At 72.7% G+C, this 22,418-nt stretch carries 21 protein-coding genes and 1 riboswitch; of the genes, 9 read left to right on the forward strand and 12 right to left on the reverse strand.

Features of this window, described 5'->3' with window-relative positions; all coding sequences use genetic code 11:
- The first annotated feature begins 7 nt into the window (after positions 1-7).
- Positions 8-511 carry a GNAT family N-acetyltransferase gene (locus tag CG740_RS21045; RefSeq protein ID WP_100576751.1) on the forward strand — a complete coding sequence of 168 codons (504 nt, stop codon included), beginning with the start codon at positions 8-10 and terminating at the stop codon, positions 509-511.
- Positions 512-804: 293 nt separating this feature from the next.
- Here the strand turns inward: CG740_RS21045 and CG740_RS21050 are convergent, their stop codons facing one another.
- From CG740_RS21050 to CG740_RS21060, 3 genes are all read right to left on the reverse strand, one after another.
- On the reverse strand, positions 805-1,515 hold the full coding sequence (locus tag CG740_RS21050) for a pyridoxamine 5'-phosphate oxidase family protein (RefSeq protein ID WP_100576752.1): 711 nt from the start codon (positions 1,513-1,515) through the stop codon (positions 805-807).
- A 122-nt stretch (positions 1,516-1,637) separates the two neighbouring features.
- Positions 1,638-2,573, reverse strand: coding sequence for a phosphotransferase family protein (locus CG740_RS21055; protein ID WP_100576904.1), 936 nt, complete (start codon positions 2,571-2,573; stop codon positions 1,638-1,640).
- Between the two features lie 123 nt (positions 2,574-2,696).
- Positions 2,697-3,944 (reverse strand): cytochrome P450, encoded by a 1,248-nt coding sequence (locus tag CG740_RS21060; protein WP_100576753.1) that lies wholly within the window; start codon positions 3,942-3,944, stop codon positions 2,697-2,699.
- Positions 3,945-4,180: 236 nt separating this feature from the next.
- Between CG740_RS21060 and CG740_RS21065 the strand changes: the two genes are divergently transcribed.
- Positions 4,181-5,350 carry a steroid 3-ketoacyl-CoA thiolase gene (locus CG740_RS21065; protein ID WP_100576754.1) on the forward strand — a complete coding sequence of 390 codons (1,170 nt, stop codon included), beginning with the start codon at positions 4,181-4,183 and terminating at the stop codon, positions 5,348-5,350.
- Between the two features lie 531 nt (positions 5,351-5,881).
- On the forward strand, positions 5,882-6,058 hold the full coding sequence (locus CG740_RS39785; RefSeq protein WP_159030373.1) for a hypothetical protein: 177 nt from the start codon (positions 5,882-5,884) through the stop codon (positions 6,056-6,058).
- Here the strand turns inward: CG740_RS39785 and CG740_RS21070 are convergent.
- From CG740_RS21070 to CG740_RS21100, 7 genes are all read right to left on the reverse strand, one after another.
- Positions 6,004-6,426, reverse strand: a complete 423-nt coding sequence (locus CG740_RS21070; RefSeq protein ID WP_100576755.1) for a lytic transglycosylase domain-containing protein — start codon at positions 6,424-6,426, stop codon at positions 6,004-6,006. The genes CG740_RS39785 and CG740_RS21070 overlap by 55 nt on opposite strands.
- Before the next feature lie 306 nt (positions 6,427-6,732).
- Positions 6,733-7,569 carry an ECF transporter S component gene (locus tag CG740_RS21075; protein ID WP_100576756.1) on the reverse strand — a complete coding sequence of 279 codons (837 nt, stop codon included), beginning with the start codon at positions 7,567-7,569 and terminating at the stop codon, positions 6,733-6,735.
- Positions 7,566-9,260, reverse strand: coding sequence for an ABC transporter ATP-binding protein (locus tag CG740_RS21080; RefSeq protein ID WP_100576757.1), 1,695 nt, complete (start codon positions 9,258-9,260; stop codon positions 7,566-7,568). Before CG740_RS21080 ends, CG740_RS21075 begins: the two co-directional genes overlap by 4 nt.
- On the reverse strand, positions 9,257-10,528 hold the full coding sequence (locus CG740_RS21085) for an energy-coupling factor transporter transmembrane component T (protein WP_107488370.1): 1,272 nt from the start codon (positions 10,526-10,528) through the stop codon (positions 9,257-9,259). Before CG740_RS21085 ends, CG740_RS21080 begins: the two co-directional genes overlap by 4 nt.
- 7 nt (positions 10,529-10,535) lie before the next feature.
- On the reverse strand, positions 10,536-11,183 hold the full coding sequence (locus CG740_RS21090; RefSeq protein WP_100576759.1) for an SCO2322 family protein: 648 nt from the start codon (positions 11,181-11,183) through the stop codon (positions 10,536-10,538).
- On the reverse strand, positions 11,183-12,451 hold the full coding sequence (locus CG740_RS21095; protein WP_100576760.1) for a prenyltransferase/squalene oxidase repeat-containing protein: 1,269 nt from the start codon (positions 12,449-12,451) through the stop codon (positions 11,183-11,185). Before CG740_RS21095 ends, CG740_RS21090 begins: the two co-directional genes overlap by 1 nt.
- 131 nt (positions 12,452-12,582) lie before the next feature.
- Positions 12,583-12,652: riboswitch (cobalamin riboswitch) on the reverse strand.
- Positions 12,653-13,070: 418 nt separating this feature from the next.
- Entirely contained in the window at positions 13,071-14,255 is a 1,185-nt protein-coding gene (locus tag CG740_RS21100) for an MBL fold metallo-hydrolase (protein WP_100576761.1), read from the reverse strand.
- 262 nt (positions 14,256-14,517) lie between these two features.
- Between CG740_RS21100 and CG740_RS21105 the strand changes: the two genes are divergently transcribed.
- Together CG740_RS21105 and CG740_RS21110 are read left to right on the forward strand one after the other, a co-directional pair.
- Positions 14,518-15,978, forward strand: a complete 1,461-nt coding sequence (locus CG740_RS21105) for an aldehyde dehydrogenase (protein WP_100576762.1) — start codon at positions 14,518-14,520, stop codon at positions 15,976-15,978.
- Positions 15,978-16,211: a ferredoxin gene (locus CG740_RS21110; protein ID WP_100576763.1), complete on the forward strand. Its 234-nt coding sequence runs from the start codon at positions 15,978-15,980 to the stop codon at positions 16,209-16,211. Before CG740_RS21105 ends, CG740_RS21110 begins: the two co-directional genes overlap by 1 nt.
- A gap of 258 nt (positions 16,212-16,469) precedes the next feature.
- On the opposite strand, the gene CG740_RS21115 is transcribed toward CG740_RS21110, so the two are convergent.
- Positions 16,470-17,096: a TetR family transcriptional regulator gene (locus CG740_RS21115; RefSeq protein ID WP_100576764.1), complete on the reverse strand. Its 627-nt coding sequence runs from the start codon at positions 17,094-17,096 to the stop codon at positions 16,470-16,472.
- A gap of 235 nt (positions 17,097-17,331) precedes the next feature.
- Here CG740_RS21115 and CG740_RS21120 point away from each other — a divergent pair, with 235 nt between their 5' ends.
- From CG740_RS21120 to CG740_RS21135, 4 genes are all read left to right on the forward strand, one after another.
- Positions 17,332-18,654 (forward strand): glycosyltransferase family 4 protein, encoded by a 1,323-nt coding sequence (locus tag CG740_RS21120; protein ID WP_100576765.1) that lies wholly within the window; start codon positions 17,332-17,334, stop codon positions 18,652-18,654.
- A 73-nt stretch (positions 18,655-18,727) separates the two neighbouring features.
- Positions 18,728-19,471, forward strand: coding sequence for a class I SAM-dependent methyltransferase (locus tag CG740_RS21125; RefSeq protein ID WP_100576766.1), 744 nt, complete (start codon positions 18,728-18,730; stop codon positions 19,469-19,471).
- A complete protein-coding gene (locus tag CG740_RS21130; RefSeq protein WP_100576767.1) occupies positions 19,468-20,544 on the forward strand; it encodes a prenyltransferase in 1,077 nt (358 codons plus the stop codon). Before CG740_RS21125 ends, CG740_RS21130 begins: the two co-directional genes overlap by 4 nt.
- A 195-nt stretch (positions 20,545-20,739) precedes the next feature.
- Positions 20,740-21,309 (forward strand): hypothetical protein, encoded by a 570-nt coding sequence (locus tag CG740_RS21135; RefSeq protein ID WP_100576768.1) that lies wholly within the window; start codon positions 20,740-20,742, stop codon positions 21,307-21,309.
- A 7-nt stretch (positions 21,310-21,316) separates the two neighbouring features.
- On the opposite strand, the gene CG740_RS21140 is transcribed toward CG740_RS21135, so the two are convergent.
- Positions 21,317-22,327: an LLM class F420-dependent oxidoreductase gene (locus CG740_RS21140; protein ID WP_100576769.1), complete on the reverse strand. Its 1,011-nt coding sequence runs from the start codon at positions 22,325-22,327 to the stop codon at positions 21,317-21,319.
- Positions 22,328-22,418 lie beyond the last annotated feature (91 nt).

A 22,418-nucleotide genomic window follows, 5' to 3' on the forward strand; every position in this document is an offset into this window, starting at 1 on the left:
AGTGGCCATGAGTTGGATCATGGCCACCGAGCGGCCCGACACCCCCGACGCGAGCCTGCTGCGGCGCGACTACTACGACGAGGTCGCGAGCCGGTGGTACGGCAGACCCGCCACCGACGCGGAGATCGAGCAGGGCCTCACCGACGACGGCTCCTCCCAACTCCGGTTTCCCACAGGGGACTTCGTGGTCGGCCGGTACGGGGGGCGGCCCGCCGCGTGCGGGGGCGTGCTGCTGTGCGCCGAGGCTCCCGTGATCGACGGTACGGCCCCGGCGACGGCCGAGCTCACCCGCGTCTACGTCCGCCCCTTCGCGCGCGGAACCGGCGGCGGCGGGGCGCTCCTCATGGCCCTGGAGGACGCGGCTCGGCGTCTGGGCGCGCGGCGGGTCGCGCTGGATACGCGCCACGATCTGGTCGAGGCGCGCGGCCTCTACGCGAAGCACGGCTTTCGCGAGGTGGCGCCGTACCGCCAGGGCCCGTACAGCGAACGCTGGTTCGCCAAGGAACTGTGAGGACCACCCTCCGACCCCGCTCTCGACCCCGGGCCGTGGGGGCCGTTCGCGCAGTTCCCCGCGCCCCCCGTCCGTACCGGTGCGGGCCGGTACGGGCATTTCCAGCCCGTCATGGGGGAGTGCGAGGACGAGCGCGCTCAAGGCGCGAACGGGGTCGGGGGCGGAGACCCAGGAAGGGGGTATCAGAGGCCGAGACCCCGAGTCCGTGGTCGACTGCCGGGAGCTACGGCGGCGTCGCGGGGCGGATGGTTCCGCCGTACGCCCCGCGCCGGGCCGGATCGCTGCGGACGCGTTCAGCTGTCGGGCCTGCCGCCGCCCAGCGCCTGGATGTGGACCGGCGTCGAGATGCCGGCGGGCAGTGCCGGATCCGCCTCGGGCGCCCCGAAAGAGGTGTGCAGCGGCACCACCCCCGCCCACAGGCCGAGCTTCCCGTCGGGCCCGTCCCCGTCCTCGGGCGGCCCGGAAGCCGTCTTCACGGACGCCTCGTCGAGGGGCAGGGCGAGCAGGGAAGTGGCCGCCAGTTCCTTGGAGTTGGGGCTGCGGGCGTAGTCCCACTGGCCGGGTGCGCAGTGCTCGGTCAGCACCCGCAGCCCGTGCAGCAGCTCGTCCCCGTCGGTGATGAGCCGGGGTACGCCGTAGACCATCGCGCTGCGGTAGTTGACCCCGTGCTCGAACACCGAGCGGGCGAGCACGAGCCCGTCGATGTGCGTCACGGTCACACAGACCTCGGCCTCGGGCGCCCGCACGATGCTGCGGCTGGCGACCGACCCGTGCACGTACAGGGTGCGTGTGCCGAAGTCCACGCCGTACACGGTCGGCACCACCATCGGGGTGCCGTCGACGAGGACCCCGAGGTGGCACACGAAGCCGCCGCGCAGGATCGCGTCCAGATCGGCGGTCCGCGTACTGCCCTGCTCGCGCAGGCGCCGATGCCGGGTCCGCTCGGTGACGGCCAGCTCCGCCGAACCCTGTCCGGGGTGCTGATCCGGTTGCTTTACGTCCATGTTCCTGCCGATTCGGTCGCCGAGTGGGGGCTCTGGCAACTGTTTCAGTAGGAGGGGTGGTGCATCAAGGGCTATTGGCCCCGGGCGGGCGAGCGGGGCGTCGGGCGAGCGGGCGGGGCGGATCAGAGGGTGAGGTCGAGCACGGCCTGGAGGTAGTCCTCCAGGCGCTCCCCGACGAGGCCCGGCGCGAGGTCGGTGCGGCCGAGCGTGCGCCAGGGGACGGCGACCTTCTCGGCGTCGGGGGCGAAGGCCAGCGCGTCCAGGAGCAGCCAGTGGGCGAGGTCGTGCGGGTCGGCGGAGAGCCGCCCGCCGGCGGCGGTGTACTGCCCGGGGAAGGCGAGGCCCGCCGGGACGCCGTAGAGCAGGGCGAGGTTGGTCGAGCAGTGGGCCACGTCGAGGTCGGCCGGACCCCAGGACGTCTCGACCCAGTCGACGACGCCGCTGACGCGCGGCTCGGCCGCGTCGCCGGTGAACAGGACGTTGCCTGGATGGAAGTCGCGGTGCAGGAAGACCGGCCGGTGGGCGGGCGGATCGTTCCGGATGACGTCGACGGCACGCCGCCAGAGCGCGGGCCGGCGGGTGCCTTCGGGGATCCGTACGCCGTCGGGGGAGGTCCAGGGCTCGTAGGTGCGCGGCCGGTCCGCCTCGTTCACCTCGACGCGGTGGATGTCGAGGAGCTGCCGGGCGAGCAGCGGTGTGCGCCGGTCGGCGCCGGACGGGTCGATGCGCACCTCGCCCGGCAGCAGCGACATGAGCAGCGAGGGGTGCTCGCAGTGCGCGCCCTCGGGATCGACGGCGATGAGCTCGGCGGCGGGCACGTCGGTGCGGGCAAGGAGTGTCAGCACGTCGGCCTCGCGCCGGAGCAGTCCGGGGGCGTGCCTGAGGTAGAACTCCTTGACGAAGGAGCGGAGCACCACGGAGCGCGGCCGCTCGCCGCCCACGGACAGGCGCCGCATCTGGGAGGTCCAGCCGCCGTGCAGCGCGACCGTCCCCTCCACGGGCGCGCCCACGTTCTTCTCGACCCAGCGCAGGGTCGCGTTCCGGTCCTGATCACTCATGCGGCGAGCGTAGTTGTCGCGCAGTTGTCGCCCCACAGCCTCGCCCTGGAGTTCCGCCGGGGAGGAGACAGGGGCGGGGCGTAGGGGGGATGGCCCCTGCCTCCCGGTTCCGGGCCGGGCGGGTCAGCCGTGTGTCACCTGGAGGCCCTTGATGCCGTTCAGCCAGGCCGACCGCAGCCGGCGGGGGTCGCCCGCGAGGCGCAGGTCGGGCAGGACGTCGGCGATCGCGTTGAAGATCAGGTTGATTTCGAGCACGGCCAGGGACTTCCCGAGGCAGAAGTGCGGGCCGCCGCCACCGAAGCCGAGATGGGGGTTGGGGTCGCGGGTGATGTCGAAGCGGTGCGGCTCCTCGAAGACCTCGGGGTCGTTGTTGGCCGAGGAGTAGAAGATGCCGACGCGGTCGCCCGCCTTGATCTTCTGGCCGCCCAGTTCGGTGTCCTGGGTCGCCGTGCGCTGGAAGGCGACGACGGGGGTCGCCCAGCGCACGATCTCCTCGGCGGCGGTCGCGGGGCGCTCGCGCTTGTAGAGCTCCCACTGCTCGGGGTTGGTCAGGAAGGCGTGCATGCCGTGGCTGATCGCGTTGCGGGTCGTCTCGTTCCCGGCCACCGCGAGCAGGATGACGAAGAAGCCGAACTCGTCGGAGAGCAGATTGCCCTCGCCCTCGGCCGCCACCAGCTGCGAGACGATGTCCTTGGCCGGGCACTCCTTGCGGGCCGCCGCGAGGTTCATCGCGTAGGAGACCAGCTCCATCGCGGCCTCGGCGCCGATCTCCTCGGTGATCGCGTACTCCGGATCGTCGTACGCCGCCATCTTGTTGGACCAGTCGAAGATCTTGGTCCGGTCCTCCTGGGGGACGCCGATCAGCTCGGCGATGGCCTGGAGGGGGAGTTCGACGGCGATGTGGGTGACGAAGTCGAAGGTGCCGTTGTTCCTGTCGGCCTCCGCGAGCGCCGCGTCCACGATGGAGCGGGCGCGGTCGCGCAGGGCGCCCTCCAGGGAGCGGATCGCACGCGGGGTGAAGCCGCGCTGGACGATCTGGCGGACCCGGGTGTGCTCGGGCGGGTCCATGTTCAGCATGATCAGCTTCTGTACGTCGATCTGCTCGCGGCTGATCGACTCGTTGAAGCGGATCACCGCGGTGTTGGTGGTGGAGGAGAACAACTCCGGGTGCGTGGACACGTACTTGACGTCGGCGTGCCGCGTCACCGCCCAGTAGCCGTCGTCCTGGAAGCCGGAGATGCCGGTCGGCTGGGCGCACCACCACACCGGGGCGGTCCCGCGCAGCTCGGCGAACTCCGGGTGCGGTACGCGGGATTGGAGCAGGTCCGGGTCGGTGAAGTCGAACCCGTCGGGCAGGTGGGGGCAACGCATCGGTCACTCCATGTCTGACGGTCCATCAGAAGTTGTCCGAAAGGTAGTAACGGGTTCTACAACAAGCAAGGCTCGCGGCAGCATCTGTTGCCACTGAACTCCCCATGCGGGGCGTGCACAACCCTTGCGTACCCGGGGTAGCTCTCATAAGACTGCACTCAGAACTAGAACGCGTATCAGTTCGTGGCCGTGCGGTGCCGGGACACCCAGCGGCTGTGTCAGGAGAGGACGAGCTCATGGCCGCGGAACCCGTCATCGTCGAAGCCGTACGCACGCCCATCGGCAAGCGCTCGGGCGCGCTCGCCAATCTGCACCCCGCCTATCTGCTCGGCGAGACCTACCGCGAACTCCTCGGCCGCACCGGCATCCACGCCGACTGCGTCGAGCAGGTCGTCGGCGGTACGGTCACCCATGCCGGCGAGCAGTCCATGAACCCGGCGCGCACGGCCTGGCTCGCGGTCGGGCTGCCGTACGAGACCGCCGCGACCACCGTCGACTGCCAGTGCGGATCCTCCCAGCAGGCCAGCCACATGGTCGCGAACATGATCGCGGCGGGGGTCATCGACGTCGGCATCAGCTGCGGTGTCGAGGCGATGTCACGGGTGCCGCTCGGCTCCGGCTCCAAGCACGGCCCGGGCAAGCCGTGGCCCGACGAGTGGAACGTGGACCTGCCCAACCAGTTCGAGGCGGCCGAGCGGATCGCCCGCAAACGGGGGCTGACCCGGGAGCGCGTCGACTCCCTCGGCCTCCTGTCGCAGGAGCGGGCGGCCACGGCCTGGAGCGAGGAGCGCTTCAAACGGGAGACGTTCGCCGTGCAGGTGCCCACGACGGAGGAGGAGCAGGCCGCCGGGCAGGGCATGTGGCGGTTGGTCGACCGTGATGAGGGGCTGCGCGACACGTCCATGGAGGCGCTCGGGCGCCTCAAGCCGGTCATGCCGACGGCGGTGCACACGGCGGGCAACTCCTCGCAGATTTCGGACGGTTCGGCCGCCATTATGTGGGCCTCCAAGCGGATGGCCCGCGCGCTGAAGCTCAAGCCCCGGGCGCGGATCGTGGCGCAGGCGCTGGTCGGATCCGACCCGCACTTCCATCTCGACGGGCCGATCGACGCGACGCGGGCGGTGCTCGGCAAGGCGGGCATGTCCCTGCGGGACATCGACCTCGTCGAGATCAACGAGGCGTTCGCTTCGGTGGTGTTGAGCTGGGCGCAGGTCTTCGAGCAGGACCTGGAGAAGGTGAACGTCAACGGGGGTGCGATCGCGCTCGGGCATCCGGTCGGGGCGACCGGGGCTCGTCTCATCGCGACGGCGTTGCACGAGCTGGAGCGGCGGGACAAGGAGTTCGCGCTGGTCACGATGTGTGCGGGTGGGGCGTTGGCTACGGCCACGATTTTGCAGCGCCTGTAGGGGGGTTGCCCGCCCGCCCCTTGCCCGGGGTTGATCGGTCCCGGGTCCCCCTGGGGCTCCGCCCCAGACCCCGGGCACCTCGCCCGCCCTCCCGCCCGTACAGGGAGTCGAAGGGCTCGGCCCCTGGGGCTGCGCCCCAGACCCCTGCGGGGGCTCCGCCCCCTGCACCCCCGTTCGCGCCTAAAGGGCGCTCGTCCTCAAATGCCGGACGGGCTGAAGGTGCCGATGCTGGCCAGCGCCGAGGTATTTAGGGGCGCGGGGAACTGCGCGAGAAGCGACCACGGTCCGCGGACGAACAGGCGGGGCTCGGGGCTTTGGTTCGGCCCCCCGGAGGCCTGAAGGGCCAAGGGGGACCCCCTTGGCGGGCTGAAGGTGCCGATGCTGGCCAGCGCCGAGGCATTTAGGGGCGCGGGGAACTGCGCGAGAAGCGACCACGGTCCGCGGACGAGCAGGCGGGGCTCGGGGCTTTGGTTCGGCCCCCCGGAGGCCTGAAGGGCCAGGGGGGACCCCCATGGCGGGCTGAAGCGCCCGATGCCGGCCGCACACGGGACGAAGGCCCCGGTGACCGACCGGGGAGCGGTCGGCCACGACGGGGCCTTCGAGGAGTCGGTGCCGCAGATCGTGCGGCTCTTCGACTCGGTTGCCGGTACGGCTCAGTACCAGCTGTTCTGCTGCCAGAAGTTCCAGGCGCCGCACGGGCTGCCGTAGCGGTCGTTCATGTAGTTCAGGCCCCACTTGATCTGGGTGGCCGGGTTGGACTTCCAGTCGGCACCGGCGGAGGCCATCTTGGAACCGGGCAGGGCCTGGACCAGGCCGTAGGCGCCGGAGGAGGAGTTGGTGGCGGACGGGTTCCAGCCGGACTCGTGGGTCACGATCTTGCTGAAGCACTGGAACTGGTCGGACGGCATCATCTGCTGCGCGATCGCCTGGGCGCTCGTCGGTGCGGCCTGAGCCGGGACGGCGGCCATGGCGATGCCGGAGGCGGCAAGGAGCGTGGCGCCTGCGGCGGCGATGGACTTCTTGCGAGCGGAGATGCGAGCGGCGAAAGACAACGCGAAACCTAACTTCGGGGACATGGGGGTCGCGCTCCGCCGGAGGTTCAAGGACCTCCTTGGCGAGGGAACCCGATGTGTGTGGCCCGTGGGTGGACCGTGCGGTTCCGGCGACTCGAACAGTTGTAACCGGGTCGCCAGGGGGTCCGCAATCACCCCATTTACTAGTGGGAGTCGCATGGGGGGTGGAACGTCCCCGGGGGTGTAAGGGATGCATAAGTCCAGGTCAGCCCGGCCGCGGGAGGGCCGCTGGATCATGGTTCCGGGCCCCTATTCCGGCTCGTAGAGGACGAAGGTCCTGTGGGGCGCCTCACCCCGGAAGGACCCTTTTCAGGCCTCGAATGTGACCTGGGCCTCGAAGGCGGCACGCCTCGTCGCGCGGCGCAACGCCTTGAGGACGGTCGCGCCGAGCGTCAGGGTCAGCACCACCGTGAGCGCCGCGCGGCCCAGGTCCCAGCCGAGCGAGGTGGCCGCGCAGTACGTGAAGAAGCGGACCAGGTTCTCGGACAGCGGGGCGCCGGGGTGGAAGGAGACGCCCGAGGACATTCCGCCGATGAAGGTCCAGCCCTGGAGGTTCATGACCGTCCCGTACGCGAACGAGGCGAGCGCGCCGTACAGCGCGAGCAGGACCAGTTCGGCCCGGCCGCGCAGGCGGTGCGGGCCCGGCAGCAGGCCGGCGCCCATCGTGAACCAGCCCATCGCGAGCATCTGGAACGGCATCCACGGGCCGACCCCGCCGGTCAGCAGCGCGGAGGCGAACATCGTCACCGAACCGAGGACGAAGCCGAAGCCCGGGCCGAGGACCCGGCCGCTCAGCACCATCAGGAAGAACATCGGCTCCAGGCCGGCCGTGCCCGCGCCCAGCGGGCGCAGCGCGGCCCCGACCGCGGCCAGCACGCCGAGCATCGCGACGGCCTTGGCGTCCATGCCGTCGTCGGCGATCGTGGCGACCACCACACCCACCAGGAGCGGGAGCAGCGCGGCGAAGAGCCAGGGGGCGTCCCGGGCGTGGGCGAGACCGGAGTCGGCGTCGGCGAGCAGCGGCCAGCCGAAGGCCGCGATGCCGATGAGGGTGATGAGGCAGAGGGCCACTACCGCGCGGGGGCCCAGGCGGACGGCTCGGGCCGCCTTCGTACCGCCCTGGCCCATGGGGCGAACGGGGCTCATGAGAGGGCCTCGCGTACCTGCGCGACGGTGAGCCAGTGCTGAGGGGCCAGGACCTTGGCGACCTGGGGGGCGAAGGCCGGTGAGGAGACGACCACCTCGGCGGTCGGGCCGTCCGCGACGACCTCGCCGCCCGCCAGGATCACCACCCGGTGGGCGACCTCGGCGGCCAGCTCCACGTCATGGGTCGCGAGCACGATCGCGTGCCCCGCGGCGGCGAGCGCGCGCAGCACGGTGACCAGGCGGGCCTTCGCCGCGTAGTCCAGGCCGCGGGTCGGCTCGTCCAGCAGGAGCAGAGGAGGACGGCCGGTCAGGACGATCGCCAGCGCGAGGGCGAGGCGCTGGCCCTCGGACAGGTCGCGGGGGTGCGTGTCGTCCGGTACGCCGGGAAGCAGCGTGGACACCAGCTCGCGGCAGGTTCCCGGGGCCGCCCCGGCGTCCTGGTCCGCGGCGGCGCACTCCGCGGCGACGGTGTCGGCGTACAGGAGATCGCGCGGTTCCTGGGGTACGAGGCCGACCTCGCGGATCAGTTCGCGCGGCGGGGTGCGGTGGGGGGTGCGGCCGGCCACCGCCACCGAGCCCGAGGTGGGCTCGATCATGCCGACGAGGGTGGCCAGGAGGGTGGACTTGCCGGCGCCGTTGCGGCCCATCAGGGCGATGGTCTCGCCCGGGGTGACGGTCAGGTCCACGCGGCGCAGGGCCTCCACCCGGCCGCGTCGCACACCGAGGGCGGTGACCGTGGCCGTCGCGGCGGGGGTGCCGGGGCGGCCCGGCGGGCGGCGGAAGAGGGCGGCGAGGGTGCGCCTCGCCGCCGCGGGCCGAGGGGCAGGCACACGCGGCGGCTCGGTGCCTTCGGCGGTGGGGGCACAGGGCGTACGCGTCGAGAGCCGGTCGCGCAGCGGGCCCGCCATACGGCGGGCGTCCCGTACGGAGAGCGGGAGCGGGGTCCACTTCGCGAGGCGGCCCAGGGCCACCACCGGCGGCCGGACCGGGGAGACGCGCATGATGTCGGCGGGGGTGCCGAGGAGCGGGGGCTCGCCGGGGGAGGGGAGCAGGATCACCCGGTCCGCGTACTGGATCACCCGCTCCAGGCGGTGCTCGGCCAGCAGGACCGTGGTGCCGAGGTCGTGCACGAGGCGCTGGAGGACGGAGAGGACGTCCTCCGCGGCGGCCGGATCGAGCGCCGACGTCGGTTCGTCCAGGACCAGCACCTTCGGGTGCGGGGTGAGGACCGAGCCGATCGCGACCCGCTGCTGCTGGCCGCCGGAGAGGGTGGCGATGGGGCGGTCGCGCAGCTCGGCGAGGCCCAGCAGGTCCAGGGTCTCCTCGACACGACGGCGCATCACGGCGGGGGCGAGCCCCAACGACTCCATGCCGTAGGCGAGTTCGTCCTCGACGGTGTCGGTGACGAAGTGCGCGAGCGGATCCTGGCCCACCGTGCCGACCAGGTCGGCGAGTTCGCGCGGTTTGTGGGTGCGGGTGTCGCGGCCGTCCACCGTGACCCGGCCGCGCAGGGTGCCTCCGGTGAAGTGCGGGACGAGCCCGGAGACCGTGCCGAGGAGCGTCGACTTGCCGACCCCGGACGGGCCGACGACCAGGACCAACTCGCCTTCGGGCACGGTCAGTTCGACGCCCCGTACGGTCGGCCCGGGCGCGGAGTCGTAGGTGACCGAGACGTTCTCGAACCGGATCACGCGGACTCCTTCGGTGGCGCGGCCGCTCCGGTGGCTGCCGCGGGTGGTGGGGCCGGTACGGGTGCGGCGAATGCCGGGAGCAGGCCGACGAGCAGGGAGAGCGCGGGCCACAGGGGCAGGGCCGGTGCGCTCAGGGGGACGACCCCGAGGGTCAGGGCGTCGGGCGCGTACCCGCCCGCCCACAGCATCAGCGCCGCGACCGCCGCGCCGGAACCCGCCACCAGCCAGGACCGGGCGCCCCAGCGGTCGGGCCGGTAGCGGGTGCGGAGCTGGCGGCGGCCGCCGAGCCGGAGCCCGGCGAGGGAGGCGGCCAGCCCCGCCGCGAGGACGGGGATGCCGTACCCGGCGCCCTCGGAGGCGAGCAGTCCGTACGTCCCCGCGCAGACGCCGAGCAGCCCGCCGAGGGTCAGGACGGTGGTCAAGTGGCGTACGGAGGCGGGTACTTGGGCGGTGCGGCCGTAGCCGCGGGCGTCCATCGAGGCGGCCACCGCGACCGAGCGCTCCAGGGCGCCTTCGAGCACCGGAAGGCCGATCTGGGCGATCGCCCTGATGCCGCCGGTGGGGCGGCCGCGCAGCCGGCGCGCGGTCCGCAGCCGTACGACGTCGGCGACCATGTTCGGCGCGAAGGTCATCGCGACGACCACGGCGACGCCCGCCTCGTACAGCGCGCCCGGCAAGGACTTGAGGAGGCGGGCGGGGTTGGCGAGCGCGTTCGCGGCGCCCACGCAGATCAGCAGGGTGGCCAGGCGGGCGCCGTCGTACAGCGCGAAGAGCATGCCCTCCGCGGTGACCCGGCCGCCGACGCGGATGCCCTTCGCCCAGTCGGGGAGCGGGAGTTGGGGCAGCGTGAACAGGGTGTGGCTGCCGGGGATCGGGGAGCCGAGCACCAGGTTGAAGACGAGTCGGATGCCGACGACGAACAGGCCGATCTTGATGAACGCCGTGTAGGACCGGGCCCAGGGGGCGTCGGTCTTGCGGGCGGCCACGACATATCCGGCGACCCCGACGAGGAGGCCGAGCAGGAGGGGGTTGTTGGTGCGGGACGCGGCCGTGGCGAGCCCGAGCGCCCAGAGCCACCAGGCGCCGGGGTGCACGGCGTTGCTCCGGCTCGCGAGGGGCGCGGCCGGCGTCCGCCGCCGGCGGGGGGAACGTCGTGCGGACGCGGGCCGCCGGGGGAACGCCCGGCCGCCGGCCGGGTCGTGTTCCCCACCCGCACCCCGCGTGCCCGCCTCCGGTCCGCGTCCGGCGTCCTCGTTCTGGAGAGGCATCGCCGGGTCAGTCTCCGCGGCGACGACGGCGGGCCTGCCAGATCGCCGCCCCGCCCAGGGCGAGGACCGCGGCCGCTCCGGCCAGGAGTCCCACCGACGGGCCCGAGCCCGGGCTGTCCTTCGTGGCGGGCTGCGCGCTCGCCGCCGGGCCCTCCACCTGCTCGCCGCACCCGGTGCGCGGGTAGCCACCGATCGCGCACAGCAGGGCCGCGCTGTTGTAGCGCAGCGGCTTCGCCACCGCGGCCAGGGCGTCGGCGGTGGTGGCGTCCGGGGCGACCTGGGCGCAGGCGGTGCGCGGGGCGGGCGGGGTTTCACCCGGGGCCGCGTCCTGGGGCGTACCGAAGTCGATGACGAGCGCGACCCGCTTGGTGTCCTCCTTGGTCGGCGTCGTACCGCACACCGCCTCGAAGGACGGTGCCGTACGCGGCTGGGTCGCGTCCTTGGAGTCCGCGCTCACCGCGAAGCGGAAGCCCTCCACCGAGCCGTCGCCGGGGTGCGCGGAGGCCGGGCCCTGGGTGGCGTACGTCCAGGCGACGCCCGTCAGGTCCCAGAACGACCAGTACCGGTAGCCCGCCGCCTGCGCGGGACCCGCGCCGGTGGCGAGGACCACCACGGCGAGGAGCAGCGCGGCGAACGGGGCGAGTCGCGTCCGCATCACAGCTGCTGGTTCTTCTTGCGGCCGCTGATCAGGAAGCCGACGCCGATACCGGCGACCAGGCCGACGCCGACGATCCACCAGACGGAGATGCCGTCGTTCTTGTCGTCCGACTTCTGGTCCGACTTCTCGGACGAGGGGGCCGGCGAGGCCGCCGACTCCGGGGCCGGGCCCGTCGCGTTCAGGGACTTGACCAGGTTCACTCCGCCGAAGTTCGTCGGGTCGGCACCGGTCGCGTCCGCGGCGAAGATGAGCTGGGCGTAGGCGGCGGGGCCGCTCTCCTTGGCCCAGGCGGTGGCGTTCTTGGCGAGCCAGTCGGCGGACGCCTTCGCCTGCTGGGACAGTCCGTCGGCCGCGAGGGCGACGACCGCGTCCGCGGTGTTGCCGAAGTCGGGCTGACTCTCGGCGCCCGGCATCGCGGACTTCAGGAACCCGGTCGGGGCCAGCGTCCTGGCGAGGTAGGCGGCGCCGTTGTGCGCGGCCTGCTCGGGCGTGGTGGCCTTCTCGCAGGCGGTGCCCTTGGCGTCGGCGGGCCCGGCGGTGGCGGTCAGGCCCTTGCCGAGCGAGCCGGTCACCGCGGCGGCGGTCGCGTCCGCGTTGGCGTACAGCTTCCCGGTCTTCAGGTCGCCCTGGTAGGCGAAGGCGCCGCCGTTGGGGTCTCCCCCAGCCCCTTCAGAGCTGGGGGAAGGGCCGTCGCAGGGCAGCGCGAAGGTGAGCAGACCGTCGAACGGGGACTTGCCGCCCTTGGCCGACTTCACCTCGGCGGGCTTCTCGCCCGCGGCGGCGAGTGCGCCGATGACGATCGCGGTGGAGTTGGCGTCGCTCTTCGAGCCGGGGTTGTAGGCCCAGCCGCCGTCGTCGTTCTGTACGGACTTCAGCCAGCCGATGCCCTTCTTCACGGCGTCGTCGTGGCCGCCGAGCGCGACCAGCGCCTGGACGGCGGCCGAGGTGGCGTTGGTGTCCAGCATCGCCTTGGGGTCGCACGGCTTGGTGGCGTCCGCGCGGAACGCGGTGAAGGCGCCGCTCTCGCACTGCTGGCCGGTGAGCCAAGTGACGGCCTGGCCGGCGGGCTTGACGCCCGCCTTCTCCTGGGCGAGGAAGGCGAGGGACTGCCGGAAGACGCCGTCGTACTGCGGGTCCTTGGTTCCGTACAGGCCCGGCGGGACCGCCGCGGGGGACGGCGTGCCGTCGGCGAATGCGGCCGGGGCGGCGCCGCCCAGGACGGCGGTGGCGGCGGCGAGCGCTGCGGCGCAGCGGCGTACGGTCATGGCGGGCGGTGCCTCTCCTGCGGGGGGCGCGGGCACGGGCGCGCGCTGGCACCCGGCTCGGGCCCCGTATACCTCGACGGTGCGGGTCACCTGCGGTGTGCGGGTGACGGGTGAGCCGGTCATGCGGGACGGGGCATTCCGGCTTGCCACCGGGGTGGCCTCACGGCTGCGGGTCAGCGCCGGATTCGCACCGGCTTCCCCCCGTACGGGCATGACGACCCGCCCACCCTACCCCGGCGGGTGAAGGCCCCTGGGGGCTCCGCCCCAGACCCCGGGATCGCCCCCACCCCGCCCCTTCCCTCAACCCTCCGGGGGTGGAACGGGGGTGGGTGCGCTTCCGGGGGCTGCGCCCCGGGGCCCCCTTGGTTCATCTGCGGGCCGTGCGTGGCTGGTCGCGCAGTTCCCCGCGCCCCTAAATGCCTTGGTGCGGGCCCGCACCAAGGCATCTTCAGCCCGTCCGGCGATTGAGGACGAGCGCCGTTCAGGCGCGAACGGGGGTCTGGGGGCGGAGCCCCCAGGGTCCTTCAACCCCCGGAGGGTTTAGGGAAGGGGCGGGGAGGGGCCGAGACCCGGGGCCTGTGGCAGAGCCCCAGAGCGCCCCAGCCGGGCTCGGCCGGGTTCAGCCGGGCTCGGTCGAGCGGAAGCGGACCACCCCGCCGCCCGGCACCCGCTCGACCCTCCCGAGTTTCTCCAGGCGCCGCACATGCGCCTCCGCCTCCGACACCGCGATCGTGCGCGAACCGTACGGAATCTCCGACCAGGGCCGGTTCCACTCCATCCGTTCCGCCAGCTCCCACGGTGTGAGGGGGACGGCGAGGAGGGACAGCAGACCCGTCAGGCGGTCCTCGTGGTGGGACAGGAGTTCGCGGACCCGCGCCCCCGCCGTGGTGAACGCGTGCTGGTGCGCGGGCAGGACCTCGGCGACCGAGAGCCGGCCGACGCGTTCGAGGGAGTCGAGGTAGTCGCCGAGGGGGTCGGTCTCGACCGCGTCGTCGGGGTCCTCGTACAGGCCGATGTGCGGGGTGATCCCGGGCAGCAGGTGGTCGCCGCTGAACAGGCGCCCGTTGCCGGGCAGTCCCGAGGGGTGCTCCTCCTCCAGGTGGAGGCAGACATGGCCCGGCGTGTGCCCCGGCGTCCAGATCGCGCGGAGCCGGCGCCCGGCCAGCGGCAGCAGGTCGCCCGGCACGATCTCGCGGTCCGGCAGCGCGGCCCGCAGCCCCGGCAGGGTCCGCGTGCGCCCGGACGTACGGGCCGCCCGCAGCGGGGCGAGATGCTCCTCCGGGGCGCCGACCGCCGTGAGCTTGGCGCACAAGTAGTCCAGCCAGACGCCCGGTTGGGCCTCCCGGGTGCGGCGCACCACGGCGGCGTCCGCCGCGTGCATGGCGATCCACGCGCCGGAGGCGTCCCGGACCTGGCCGGAGAGGCCGTGGTGGTCGGGGTGGTGGTGGGTGATGACGACCCCGTGCACGGCGGACACGTCCGTACCGAGGGCCCGCAGGCCGGCGGCCAGGGTGTCCCAGGAGTCCGGGTCGTCCCAGCCGGTGTCGACTAGCACCGGGCCCCGGTCGGTGTCGACGAGGTGGACCAGGGTGTGGCCGAGCGGGTTGTCCGGGATGGGCACCTTGATGGAGTGGACCCCGCCCCCGTGGTCGGTCACCTGAGGAGCGGCCGCCTCGGGAGCGGTCGGCACGGGAGCGGTCGCCTCGGGCGGGGCCGCCTCGGGCGGGGCCGGTTCCCGCGCCGGTTCCCACGTCGGCTCCTGTGCCCGCTCCCGTGCCCGCTCCCGTGCTGGCTCCTGCGGCATGGAGTCCTCGTCTCTCCGGATCCGTAACTCCGGGTCCCTGTGCGGCCGGCCGGCGCACACCCGGTCGAGTGGCACGCCCCGGTCACTATAACTAGAACTGGTTACAGTGGTCGCCCGGCTCGGTCAACTCCCCGGCGATCAAGTCGACCCGTGTGCGCATTCATCGCCCCGTCCCGGCCGTGGACTACTCCAACTAGAACTGGTATCAGTTCTGAAACAACGTCAGGCCACAGCGAAGCCCGCGCCGCAGGAGGCACCAGGCATGACCGAGCTCGTGGAACACGGACAGCTTTTCATCGGCGGGGAGTTGACCGACCCGCTCGGCTCCGACGTCATCGAGGTGATCTCACCCCATACCGAGCAGGTCATCGGCCGCGTGCCGCACGCCTCCCGGGCGGACGTGGACCGGGCCGTGGCCGCCGCGCGCCGGGCCTTCGACACGGGACCCTGGGCGCGGACCACGCCCGAGGAGCGCATCGAGGTGGTGTCCCGGATCAAGGACGCGATCCTCGTGCGGCACGAGGAGATCGCCCGGTCCATCAGCTCGCAGAACGGCTCCCCGTACTCCTGGAGCGTGCTCGCCCAGGCGCTCGGCGCGATGATGGTCTGGGACTCGGCGATCACCGTGGCCCGCCAATTCCCTTACGAGGAGCGGCGGTCGGGCGCGCTCGGCCCGCTCCTCGTGCGGCGCGAGCCGGTCGGCGTGGTCGCGGCCGTGGTGCCGTGGAACGTCCCGCAGTTCGTGGCGGCGGCCAAGCTGGGGCCCGCGCTGCTCACCGGCTGCTCGGTGATCCTCAAGCCGTCCCCCGAATCGCCTCTCGACTCCTACATCCTCGGCGAGATCGCGGCCGAGGCGGGCCTGCCGGAAGGGGTGCTGTCCATCCTGCCGGCGGACCGCGAGGTCAGCGAGTACCTCGTCGGGCACCCCGGCGTCGACAAGGTGTCCTTCACCGGTTCCGTCGCGGCCGGCAAGCGCGTGATGGAGGTCGCCGCGCGCAACCTCACCCGCGTCACCCTGGAACTCGGCGGCAAATCGGCCGCGGTGATCCTGCCGGACGCCGACCTCGAAGCGACCGTCGCGGGCGTCGTCCCGGCCGCCTGGATGAACAACGGGCAGGCCTGTGTGGCCCAGACCCGCATCCTGGCTCCGCGCAGCCGCTACGAGGAGATCGCCGAGGCGTTCGCGGCCGCCGCGGGCGCGCTCGTGGTGGGGAACCCGCTGGATGCGGCCACCCAGGTCGGCCCACTGGTCGCCAAGCGGCAGCAGCAGCGCTCGCTCGACTACATCCGGATCGGTCAGGAGGAAGGCGCCAAGATCCTCACCGGGGGCGGGCGTCCGGCCGGTCTCGACCGGGGCTGGTACGTCGAGCCGACCCTCTTCGGCGGGGTCGACAACGCGATGCGCGTCGCCCGCGAGGAGATCTTCGGGCCGGTCATCTGTCTGCTGCCGTACGGGGACGAGGCGGAGGCGCTCAGGATCGCCAACGACTCCGATTACGGGCTCAGCGGCAGCGTGTGGACCGGGGACGTCGAGCACGGCATCGACTTCGCACGCTCGGTGCGCACCGGCACCTTCAACGTCAACACCTTCAGCCTCGACATGCTGGGCCCGTTCGGCGGCTACAAGTCCTCCGGTCTGGGGCGGGAGTTCGGGCCCGAGGGCTTCGGCGAGTACCTGGAGCACAAGATGATCCATCTGCCGGCCGGACACGGGGGCGAGTGATGGGCGACCGCTGGCACGTCGAGGTCGACCGGAGCGTGTGCATCGGGTCCGGCATGTGCGTGGGCCACGCCCCGGCCGGATTCGAGCTCGACTCCGCACGTCAGTCCCACCCGCGCACCCCCGACACCGACGCCAACGAACAGATCCTGGCCGCCGCCGAGGGCTGCCCGGTGGAGGCCATCCTGATCACGCTGCTCGACTCCCGGGAGCCCGTGTTCCCGCCCGAGGACTAGTGCCAACGCGCGGCCTCCAACTCCCGTATGAATCGCGTCTGTCGACCCCTGCGAACACAGGTTGATCGATGCGTGGCGCACGGTGACCTGATGACGCGCGTCCCGGCGGGTGAGGGACTGCGCGGGTGCCCGGCACCGACTTTTCGGCTGCGGACCGTGCGTGGCCGGCCGCGCAGTTCCCCGCGCCCCTGGCGGAGCTGGGCCGGCCGGCAGGGGGTCGCGGGGCCGGTGGGTTGGCCCGTGAGCAGGGCCGCAGGGCTAAGGGCGCTGGGACTTTGTCGGCGCCGTGAGGTCGATGAGCTTGCAGACCGTTTCGATGTCGATCTTGACCTGGGCGATGGACGCCCGGCCCGAGAGCCAGGTGATCAGCGCCGAGTGCCAGGTGTGCTCGATGACCCGGACCGCCGAGAGCTGCTCGGGGGTGGGGTGCTCAAGCCCCATCGCGTCCAGGATGATCGCCGTCGTCTGCCGCGAGACCGTGTCGACCTCGGGGCTCACCGAGCGGTCCGCGAAGGTGAGGGCGCGCACCATCGCGTCGGCCAGATGCGGCTCGCGCTGGAGCGCGCGGAAGGCCCGCATGAGGGTCTCGGCCACCCGCTCGGCCGAGCCGGCGCCGGACGGCGGGTGCTTGCGCAGGGTGCCGTGCAGGTGCTGGAGCTGGTCCTGCATCGTGGCGACCAGGAGATGGATCTTGGAAGGGAAGTACCGGTACAGCGTGCCGAGCGCGACCCCCGCGGCCTCGGCCACCTCGCGCATCTGCACCGCGTCGAAGCCGCCGCGGCTGGCCAGCTGGGCGCTCGCGTGCAGGATGCGGCGGCGCCGGGCCTCCTGGCGTTCCGTCAGGGGAGGGGTGGCCGGGGTGGCCGCCTTGGCTTCCGCTGTCATGTGTCCCGTTCCGTTTGTCCGGTTCTCTGCCGCGGTGTTCGGCGGCCCAGCATGGCAGGGGCCCCGTCGTGGCGCGAATCACCTGATCCGGCTCTTACAGTCGCGCTACCTGCCGGTAGATTCGATGCTCCTTGAGTGATCGAAGTACGCTCAAGAAGGATCAAGTCTGGAACTTGTTCTAGATTAGCGCGAGCGGTTACGCTCCGGCGAAACGCAGTGATGAAGGGGGCCGCGTGTGACCGCTGAGGCCATCGAGGCAAGCCCCCGCGCCGGGGGCGCCGACCGTGCGGGCGATCGCCCGCTGCGGATCGCGCTGCTCACCTACAAGGGGAACCCGTTCTGCGGCGGCCAGGGCGTCTACGTCCGCCACCTCTCGCGCGAACTCGCCCGGCTCGGGCACTCCGTGGAGGTCATCGGCGCCCAGCCCTACCCCGTGCTCGACGAGGGCGTCCCGCTCACCGAGCTGGCCAGCCTCGACCTGTACCGCTCGCCCGATCCCTTCCGCACGCCCGCCAGGGACGAGTACCGGGACTGGATCGACCGCCTTGAGGTCGCCGCCATGCGCACCGGCGGCTTCCCCGAACCGCTCACCTTCTCGCTGCGCGCCCGCCGTCATCTGGCGGCCCGCCGTGGCGAGTTCGACGTCGTCCACGACAACCAGACGCTCGGCTACGGGCTGCTCGGTGATGTCGGCGCGCCCCTGGTGACCACGATCCACCACCCCATCACCGTCGACCGCCGGCTCGAACTGGACGCGGCGCCGGACTGGAAGCGCCGCGCCTCGGTGCGCCGCTGGTACGGCTTCACGCGGATGCAGAAGCGGGTCGCCCGCCGGCTGCCGTCCGTGCTCACCGTCTCGGGCACCTCCAAGGGCGAGATCGTCGACCACCTCGGAGTGCGCGAGGACCGCATCCAGGTCGTGCACATCGGCGCCGACACCGCGCTGTGGTCCCCGGACCCGGCCGTCGCCGAGGTGCCCGGCCGGATCGTGACCACCTCCAGCGCGGACGTGCCGCTCAAGGGCCTGGTCTTCCTCGTCGAGGCCCTCGCCAAGCTGCGCACCGAGCACCCGTCGGCCCATCTGGTCGTGGTCGGCAAGCGCGCCGAGGACGGGCCGGTCGCCCACGCCATCGAGAAGTACGGGCTCGGCGACGCCGTCGAGTTCGTCAAGGGCATCACCGACGCCGAACTCGTCGACCTCGTACGCTCCGCGCAGATCAGCTGTGTGCCCTCGCTGTACGAGGGCTTCTCGCTGCCCGCCGCCGAGGCCATGGCGACCGGCACCCCGCTGCTCGCCACGACCGGCGGGGCCATCCCCGAGGTCGCCGGCGCCGACGGCGAGACCTGCCTCGCGGTGCCGCCGGGCGACGCGGGGGCACTGGCCGCCGGGCTCGCCCGCCTCCTGGAGGACCCGGCCCTGCGCGCGAAGCTCGGCGCGGCCGGCCGCGAGCGGGTCCTGGAACGCTTCACCTGGGCCCGCGCCGCCCGGGGCACCGCCGAGCTCTACCGCGAGGCCATCGAGGCGCAGGGCCGCACGGCCCGGAAGCCGGCCAGGTGACCGGGCGCCCCGCGCCCACGACTACCGGCCGCTCCGCGGCCACAGGTGATCTCCATCGGAAAGGGCAGACCCCGTGCTGACCGTCGACTTCTCCCGCTTCCCGCTCGCCCCGGGCGACCGCGTGCTCGACCTGGGCTGCGGCGCGGGCCGGCACGCCTTCGAGTGCTACCGGCGCGGCGCCCAGGTCGTGGCGCTGGACCAGAACGGCGAGGAGATCCGCGAGGTCGCCAAGTGGTTCGCCGCGATGAAGGAGGCGGGCGAGGCGCCCGAGGGGGCCACCGCCACGGCGATGGAGGGGGACGCGCTCAACCTCCCCTTCCCCGACGAGTCCTTCGACGTCGTGATCATCTCCGAGGTGATGGAGCACATCCCCGACGACAAGGGCGTGCTCGCCGAGATGGTCCGCGTCCTGCGGCCCGGCGGCCGCATCGCGGTGACCGTGCCGCGCTACGGGCCCGAGAAGGTGTGCTGGGCGCTGTCCGACGCGTACCACGAGGTCGAGGGCGGCCACATCCGCATCTACAAGGCGGACGAGCTGATCGGCAAGATGAAGCAGGCGGGCCTCAAGCCGTACGGCTCCCACCACGCGCACGCGCTGCACTCGCCGTACTGGTGGCTCAAGTGCGCCTTCGGCGTCGACAACGACAAGGCGCTGCCGGTGAAGGCGTACCACCAGCTCCTGGTCTGGGACATCATGAAGACGCCCGGCATCAGCACCGTCACCCGGCTTGCCGAGCGCGCCCTCAACCCGGTCGTCGGCAAGAGCTTCGTGGCGTACGCGACCAAGCCGCACCTGCCCGTGAGCGCCGCCAAGTGACCTCTCCGGAGCGCACCGAGCACCTCGTCCTGCCCGGAGTTCTGACGGCACATCAGGCCGGGCAGACGGTGGCGGCGCTGCTCGCCGTGCAGCGCCCCGACGGCGCCATCCCCTGGTTCCGCGGCCACCACCTGGACCCCTGGGACCACACCGAGGCCGCGATGGCGCTGGACGCGGCGGGCGAACACGCCGCCGCCGAGCGCGCCTACGAGTGGCTGGCCCGGCACCAGAACGACGACGGCTCCTGGTACGCCGCCTACCAGGACGGCGAGCACGACCGGGTCACCGACCGCTGCCGCGAGTCCAACTTCGTCGCCTACATCGCGGTCGGGGTCTGGCACCACTACCTCGCCACCGGCGACGACACCTTCCTCGACCGGATGTGGCCCAAGGTCTTCGCGGCCGTCGAATGGGTCCTCGCGCTCCAGCAGAGCGGCGGGCAGATCGGCTGGAAGCGCGAGGCGGACGGCACCGCCGTCACCGACGCGCTGCTCACCGGCAGCTCCTCGGTCCACCACGCCCTGCGCTGCGCACTCGCCATCGCCGAGCAGCGCGAAGAGCCGCAGCCCGACTGGGAGTTGGCGGCCGGTGCGCTCGCGCACGCCGTCCAGCACCACCCCGAGCGCTTCCTGGACAAGTCCCGCTACTCGATGGACTGGTACTACCCGGTCCTCGGCGGCGCCCTCACCGGCGTGGCGGCCAAGGCCCGTATCGACGCGATGTGGGACGACTTCGTGGTGCCCGGCCTCGGGGTGCGCTGTGTGCTGCCCAACCCGTGGGTCACCGGCGGCGAGAGCTGCGAGCTGGCCCTCGCGCTGTGGGCGACCGGCGAGTCCGACCGGGCCCTTGAGGTCCTCCAGTCCATCCAGCACCTGCGCGACCCCGCGTCGGGCCTGTACTGGACGGGTTATGTCTTCGAGGGCAACCGCGCGGTGTGGCCCGAGGAGCTCACGACGTGGACGGCGGGCTCGCTGCTGCTCGCGGTGGCGGCCCTCGGCGGCGACGAGGCGACCGGGGCGGTCTTCGGCGGCGATCGGCTCCCCAGGGGGCTCGCGCCCTACTGCTGCGGATAGCGCGGGCCCGTACGGGACCGCCTTGCCGCGGCAGGGGAGACCTGTACGGGACCGCCTTGCCGCGGCCCGGGGGAGGCCGGTGCGGAAAAGCCTTGCGGCGGTTGGGGCGGAACCCGTACGGAGTCGCCCGGGTGGCGCAGTGCGGTGGGGCGGGTGAGGCTGCCGGGGAGGCCGACACATCCCCCGGAGGTCATCGTGCCCACTACGTTCCCCATCCGCCGCATAATCGTGGCGGTCGTCCTGTCCTGCGCCGTCCTGGTGTCGACGACCGCCTGCGGAGGAGAGACCAGGTCCACCCAGCGCGCCGCGCTCACCGCGGCCGAGAGCACCCCCTCGCCGACCGCGTCGGCCGAGCGGCAGAAGCTCGCCAAGACCCGCTTCGTCGCCAACGCCGGACTCGCCGCGGGCGCCGCCTACCAGTGGATCATCAAGCCGTACAAGGCGGGCAAGTTCAAGAAGGGCGCGAAGGGCCGTACGTTCGCCCTCGTCAAGGCCGGTCTGGCCGGTGCCTTCACGTACAACCGCCTGAAGGCGGCGACCGAGAACGCCAAGGGCGACCCGCTGCTCTCGAAGGCCGTGGCACCCCTCACCTCGGGCATCGACTCGCTCAAGAACCTGAGCGGCAAGCTGCGCAAGGGCGACGCCAACGACTCCGACGTCGGCATGTTCGAGAACATGATCAACGGCGTCAAGGACGCGGGCCAGAAGGCGGGTGCGCCGGTCAAGGACCAGGTGCCCTCCGCGGGCCAGCTCGCCGGCGGCTGACGCGCGGCTAGGAGTTCAGCTCCGCCAGCGTGCGCAGCGTCAAGGGGTCCGGTGAGGTGACCAACAGGTCCGTCACCGGGCCCTTTCGCCACAACTCAAGCCGTTCCGCGATGCGTTGACGCGGGCCCACCAGGGAGATCTCGTCGGCGAACGCGTCCGGCACGGCGAGCACCGCCTCCTCGCGGCGGCCCGCGAGGAACAGCTCCTGGATGCGGCGGGCGGCGTCCTCGTACCCCATGCGGGCCATCAGGTCGGCGTGGAAGTTGCGGGCCGCGTGGCCCATGCCGCCGATGTAGAAGCCGAGCATCGCCTTCACCGGGAGCAGCCCCTCCGCGAGGTCGTCGCAGACCTGGGCCCGCACCATGGGAGCCACCAGGAAGCCCTCGCGCAGCTCCGTCAGCGAGGCCTCGTAGACGCCCGTGCGGGTCGGCGACCAGTACAGCGGGAGCCAGCCGTCCGCGATGCGGGTGGTCTGGGCGATGTTCTTGGGGCCCTCGGCGCCGAGCAGTACGGGGATGTCCGGACGCAGGGGGTGGGTGATGGCCTTGAGCGGCTTGCCCAGACCGCTCCCGTCCGCGCCCGCGTAGGGATGCGCGTGGAAACGGCCGTCGAGCTCCACCGGGCCTTCGCGGCGCAGCACTTGGCGGATGACGTCGACGTACTCGCGGGTCGCGGTGAGCGGGCTCGACGGGAACGGCCTGCCGTACCAGCCCTCCACCACCTGCGGCCCCGAGAGCCCGAGGCCCAGCATCATCCGGCCGCCCGAGAGGTGGTCCAGGGTGAGGGCGTGCATGGCGGTGGCGGTGGGGGTGCGCGCGGCCATCTGCGCGACCGCGGTGCCGAGCCGGATGCGGGAGGTGTGCGCGGCGATCCAGGTCAGCGGGGTGAAGGCGTCCGAGCCCCAGGCCTCCGCGGTCCACACCGAGTGGTAGCCCAACTCCTCGGCCGTGCGCGCGAGTTCGAGGTGGGCGGGGTTCGGTCCGCGCCCCCAGTAGCCGAGTGCGAGTCCCAGGCGCATAGGGCGTCCCCTCCAGTGATCTGACGATCCGTCAGGGGACTGTAGGGCAACGGCCCCCCGCCCGGAAGGGGCGGGGGGCCGTCGGAGCGCT

Source organism: Streptomyces sp. CB01201 (assembly GCF_002803085.1).
Lineage (GTDB): Bacteria > Actinomycetota > Actinomycetes > Streptomycetales > Streptomycetaceae > Streptomyces > Streptomyces hundungensis.

Excerpts from the sequence above, each read along its gene's own strand:
- CG740_RS21105 (WP_100576762.1), top strand. The coding sequence starts at position 14,518 with ATGACCGAGCTCGTGGAACACGGACAGCTTTTCATCGGCGGGGAGTTG.
- CG740_RS21100 (WP_100576761.1), bottom strand. The coding sequence starts at position 14,255 with ATGCCGCAGGAGCCAGCACGGGAGCGGGCACGGGAGCGGGCACAGGAG.
- CG740_RS21085 (WP_107488370.1), bottom strand. The coding sequence starts at position 10,528 with ATGCCTCTCCAGAACGAGGACGCCGGACGCGGACCGGAGGCGGGCACG.
- CG740_RS21110 (WP_100576763.1), top strand. The coding sequence starts at position 15,978 with ATGGGCGACCGCTGGCACGTCGAGGTCGACCGGAGCGTGTGCATCGGG.
- CG740_RS21055 (WP_100576904.1), bottom strand. The coding sequence starts at position 2,573 with ATGAGTGATCAGGACCGGAACGCGACCCTGCGCTGGGTCGAGAAGAAC.
- CG740_RS21090 (WP_100576759.1), bottom strand. The coding sequence starts at position 11,183 with ATGCGGACGCGACTCGCCCCGTTCGCCGCGCTGCTCCTCGCCGTGGTG.
- CG740_RS21045 (WP_100576751.1), top strand. The coding sequence starts at position 8 with ATGAGTTGGATCATGGCCACCGAGCGGCCCGACACCCCCGACGCGAGC.
- CG740_RS21050 (WP_100576752.1), bottom strand. The coding sequence starts at position 1,515 with ATGGACGTAAAGCAACCGGATCAGCACCCCGGACAGGGTTCGGCGGAG.
- CG740_RS39785 (WP_159030373.1), top strand. The coding sequence starts at position 5,882 with ATGCCGGCCGCACACGGGACGAAGGCCCCGGTGACCGACCGGGGAGCG.
- CG740_RS21060 (WP_100576753.1), bottom strand. The coding sequence starts at position 3,944 with ATGCGTTGCCCCCACCTGCCCGACGGGTTCGACTTCACCGACCCGGAC.
- CG740_RS21140 (WP_100576769.1), bottom strand. The coding sequence starts at position 22,327 with ATGCGCCTGGGACTCGCACTCGGCTACTGGGGGCGCGGACCGAACCCC.
- CG740_RS21095 (WP_100576760.1), bottom strand. The coding sequence starts at position 12,451 with ATGACCGTACGCCGCTGCGCCGCAGCGCTCGCCGCCGCCACCGCCGTC.
- CG740_RS21065 (WP_100576754.1), top strand. The coding sequence starts at position 4,181 with ATGGCCGCGGAACCCGTCATCGTCGAAGCCGTACGCACGCCCATCGGC.
- CG740_RS21070 (WP_100576755.1), bottom strand. The coding sequence starts at position 6,426 with ATGTCCCCGAAGTTAGGTTTCGCGTTGTCTTTCGCCGCTCGCATCTCC.
- CG740_RS21115 (WP_100576764.1), bottom strand. The coding sequence starts at position 17,096 with ATGACAGCGGAAGCCAAGGCGGCCACCCCGGCCACCCCTCCCCTGACG.
- CG740_RS21075 (WP_100576756.1), bottom strand. The coding sequence starts at position 7,569 with ATGAGCCCCGTTCGCCCCATGGGCCAGGGCGGTACGAAGGCGGCCCGA.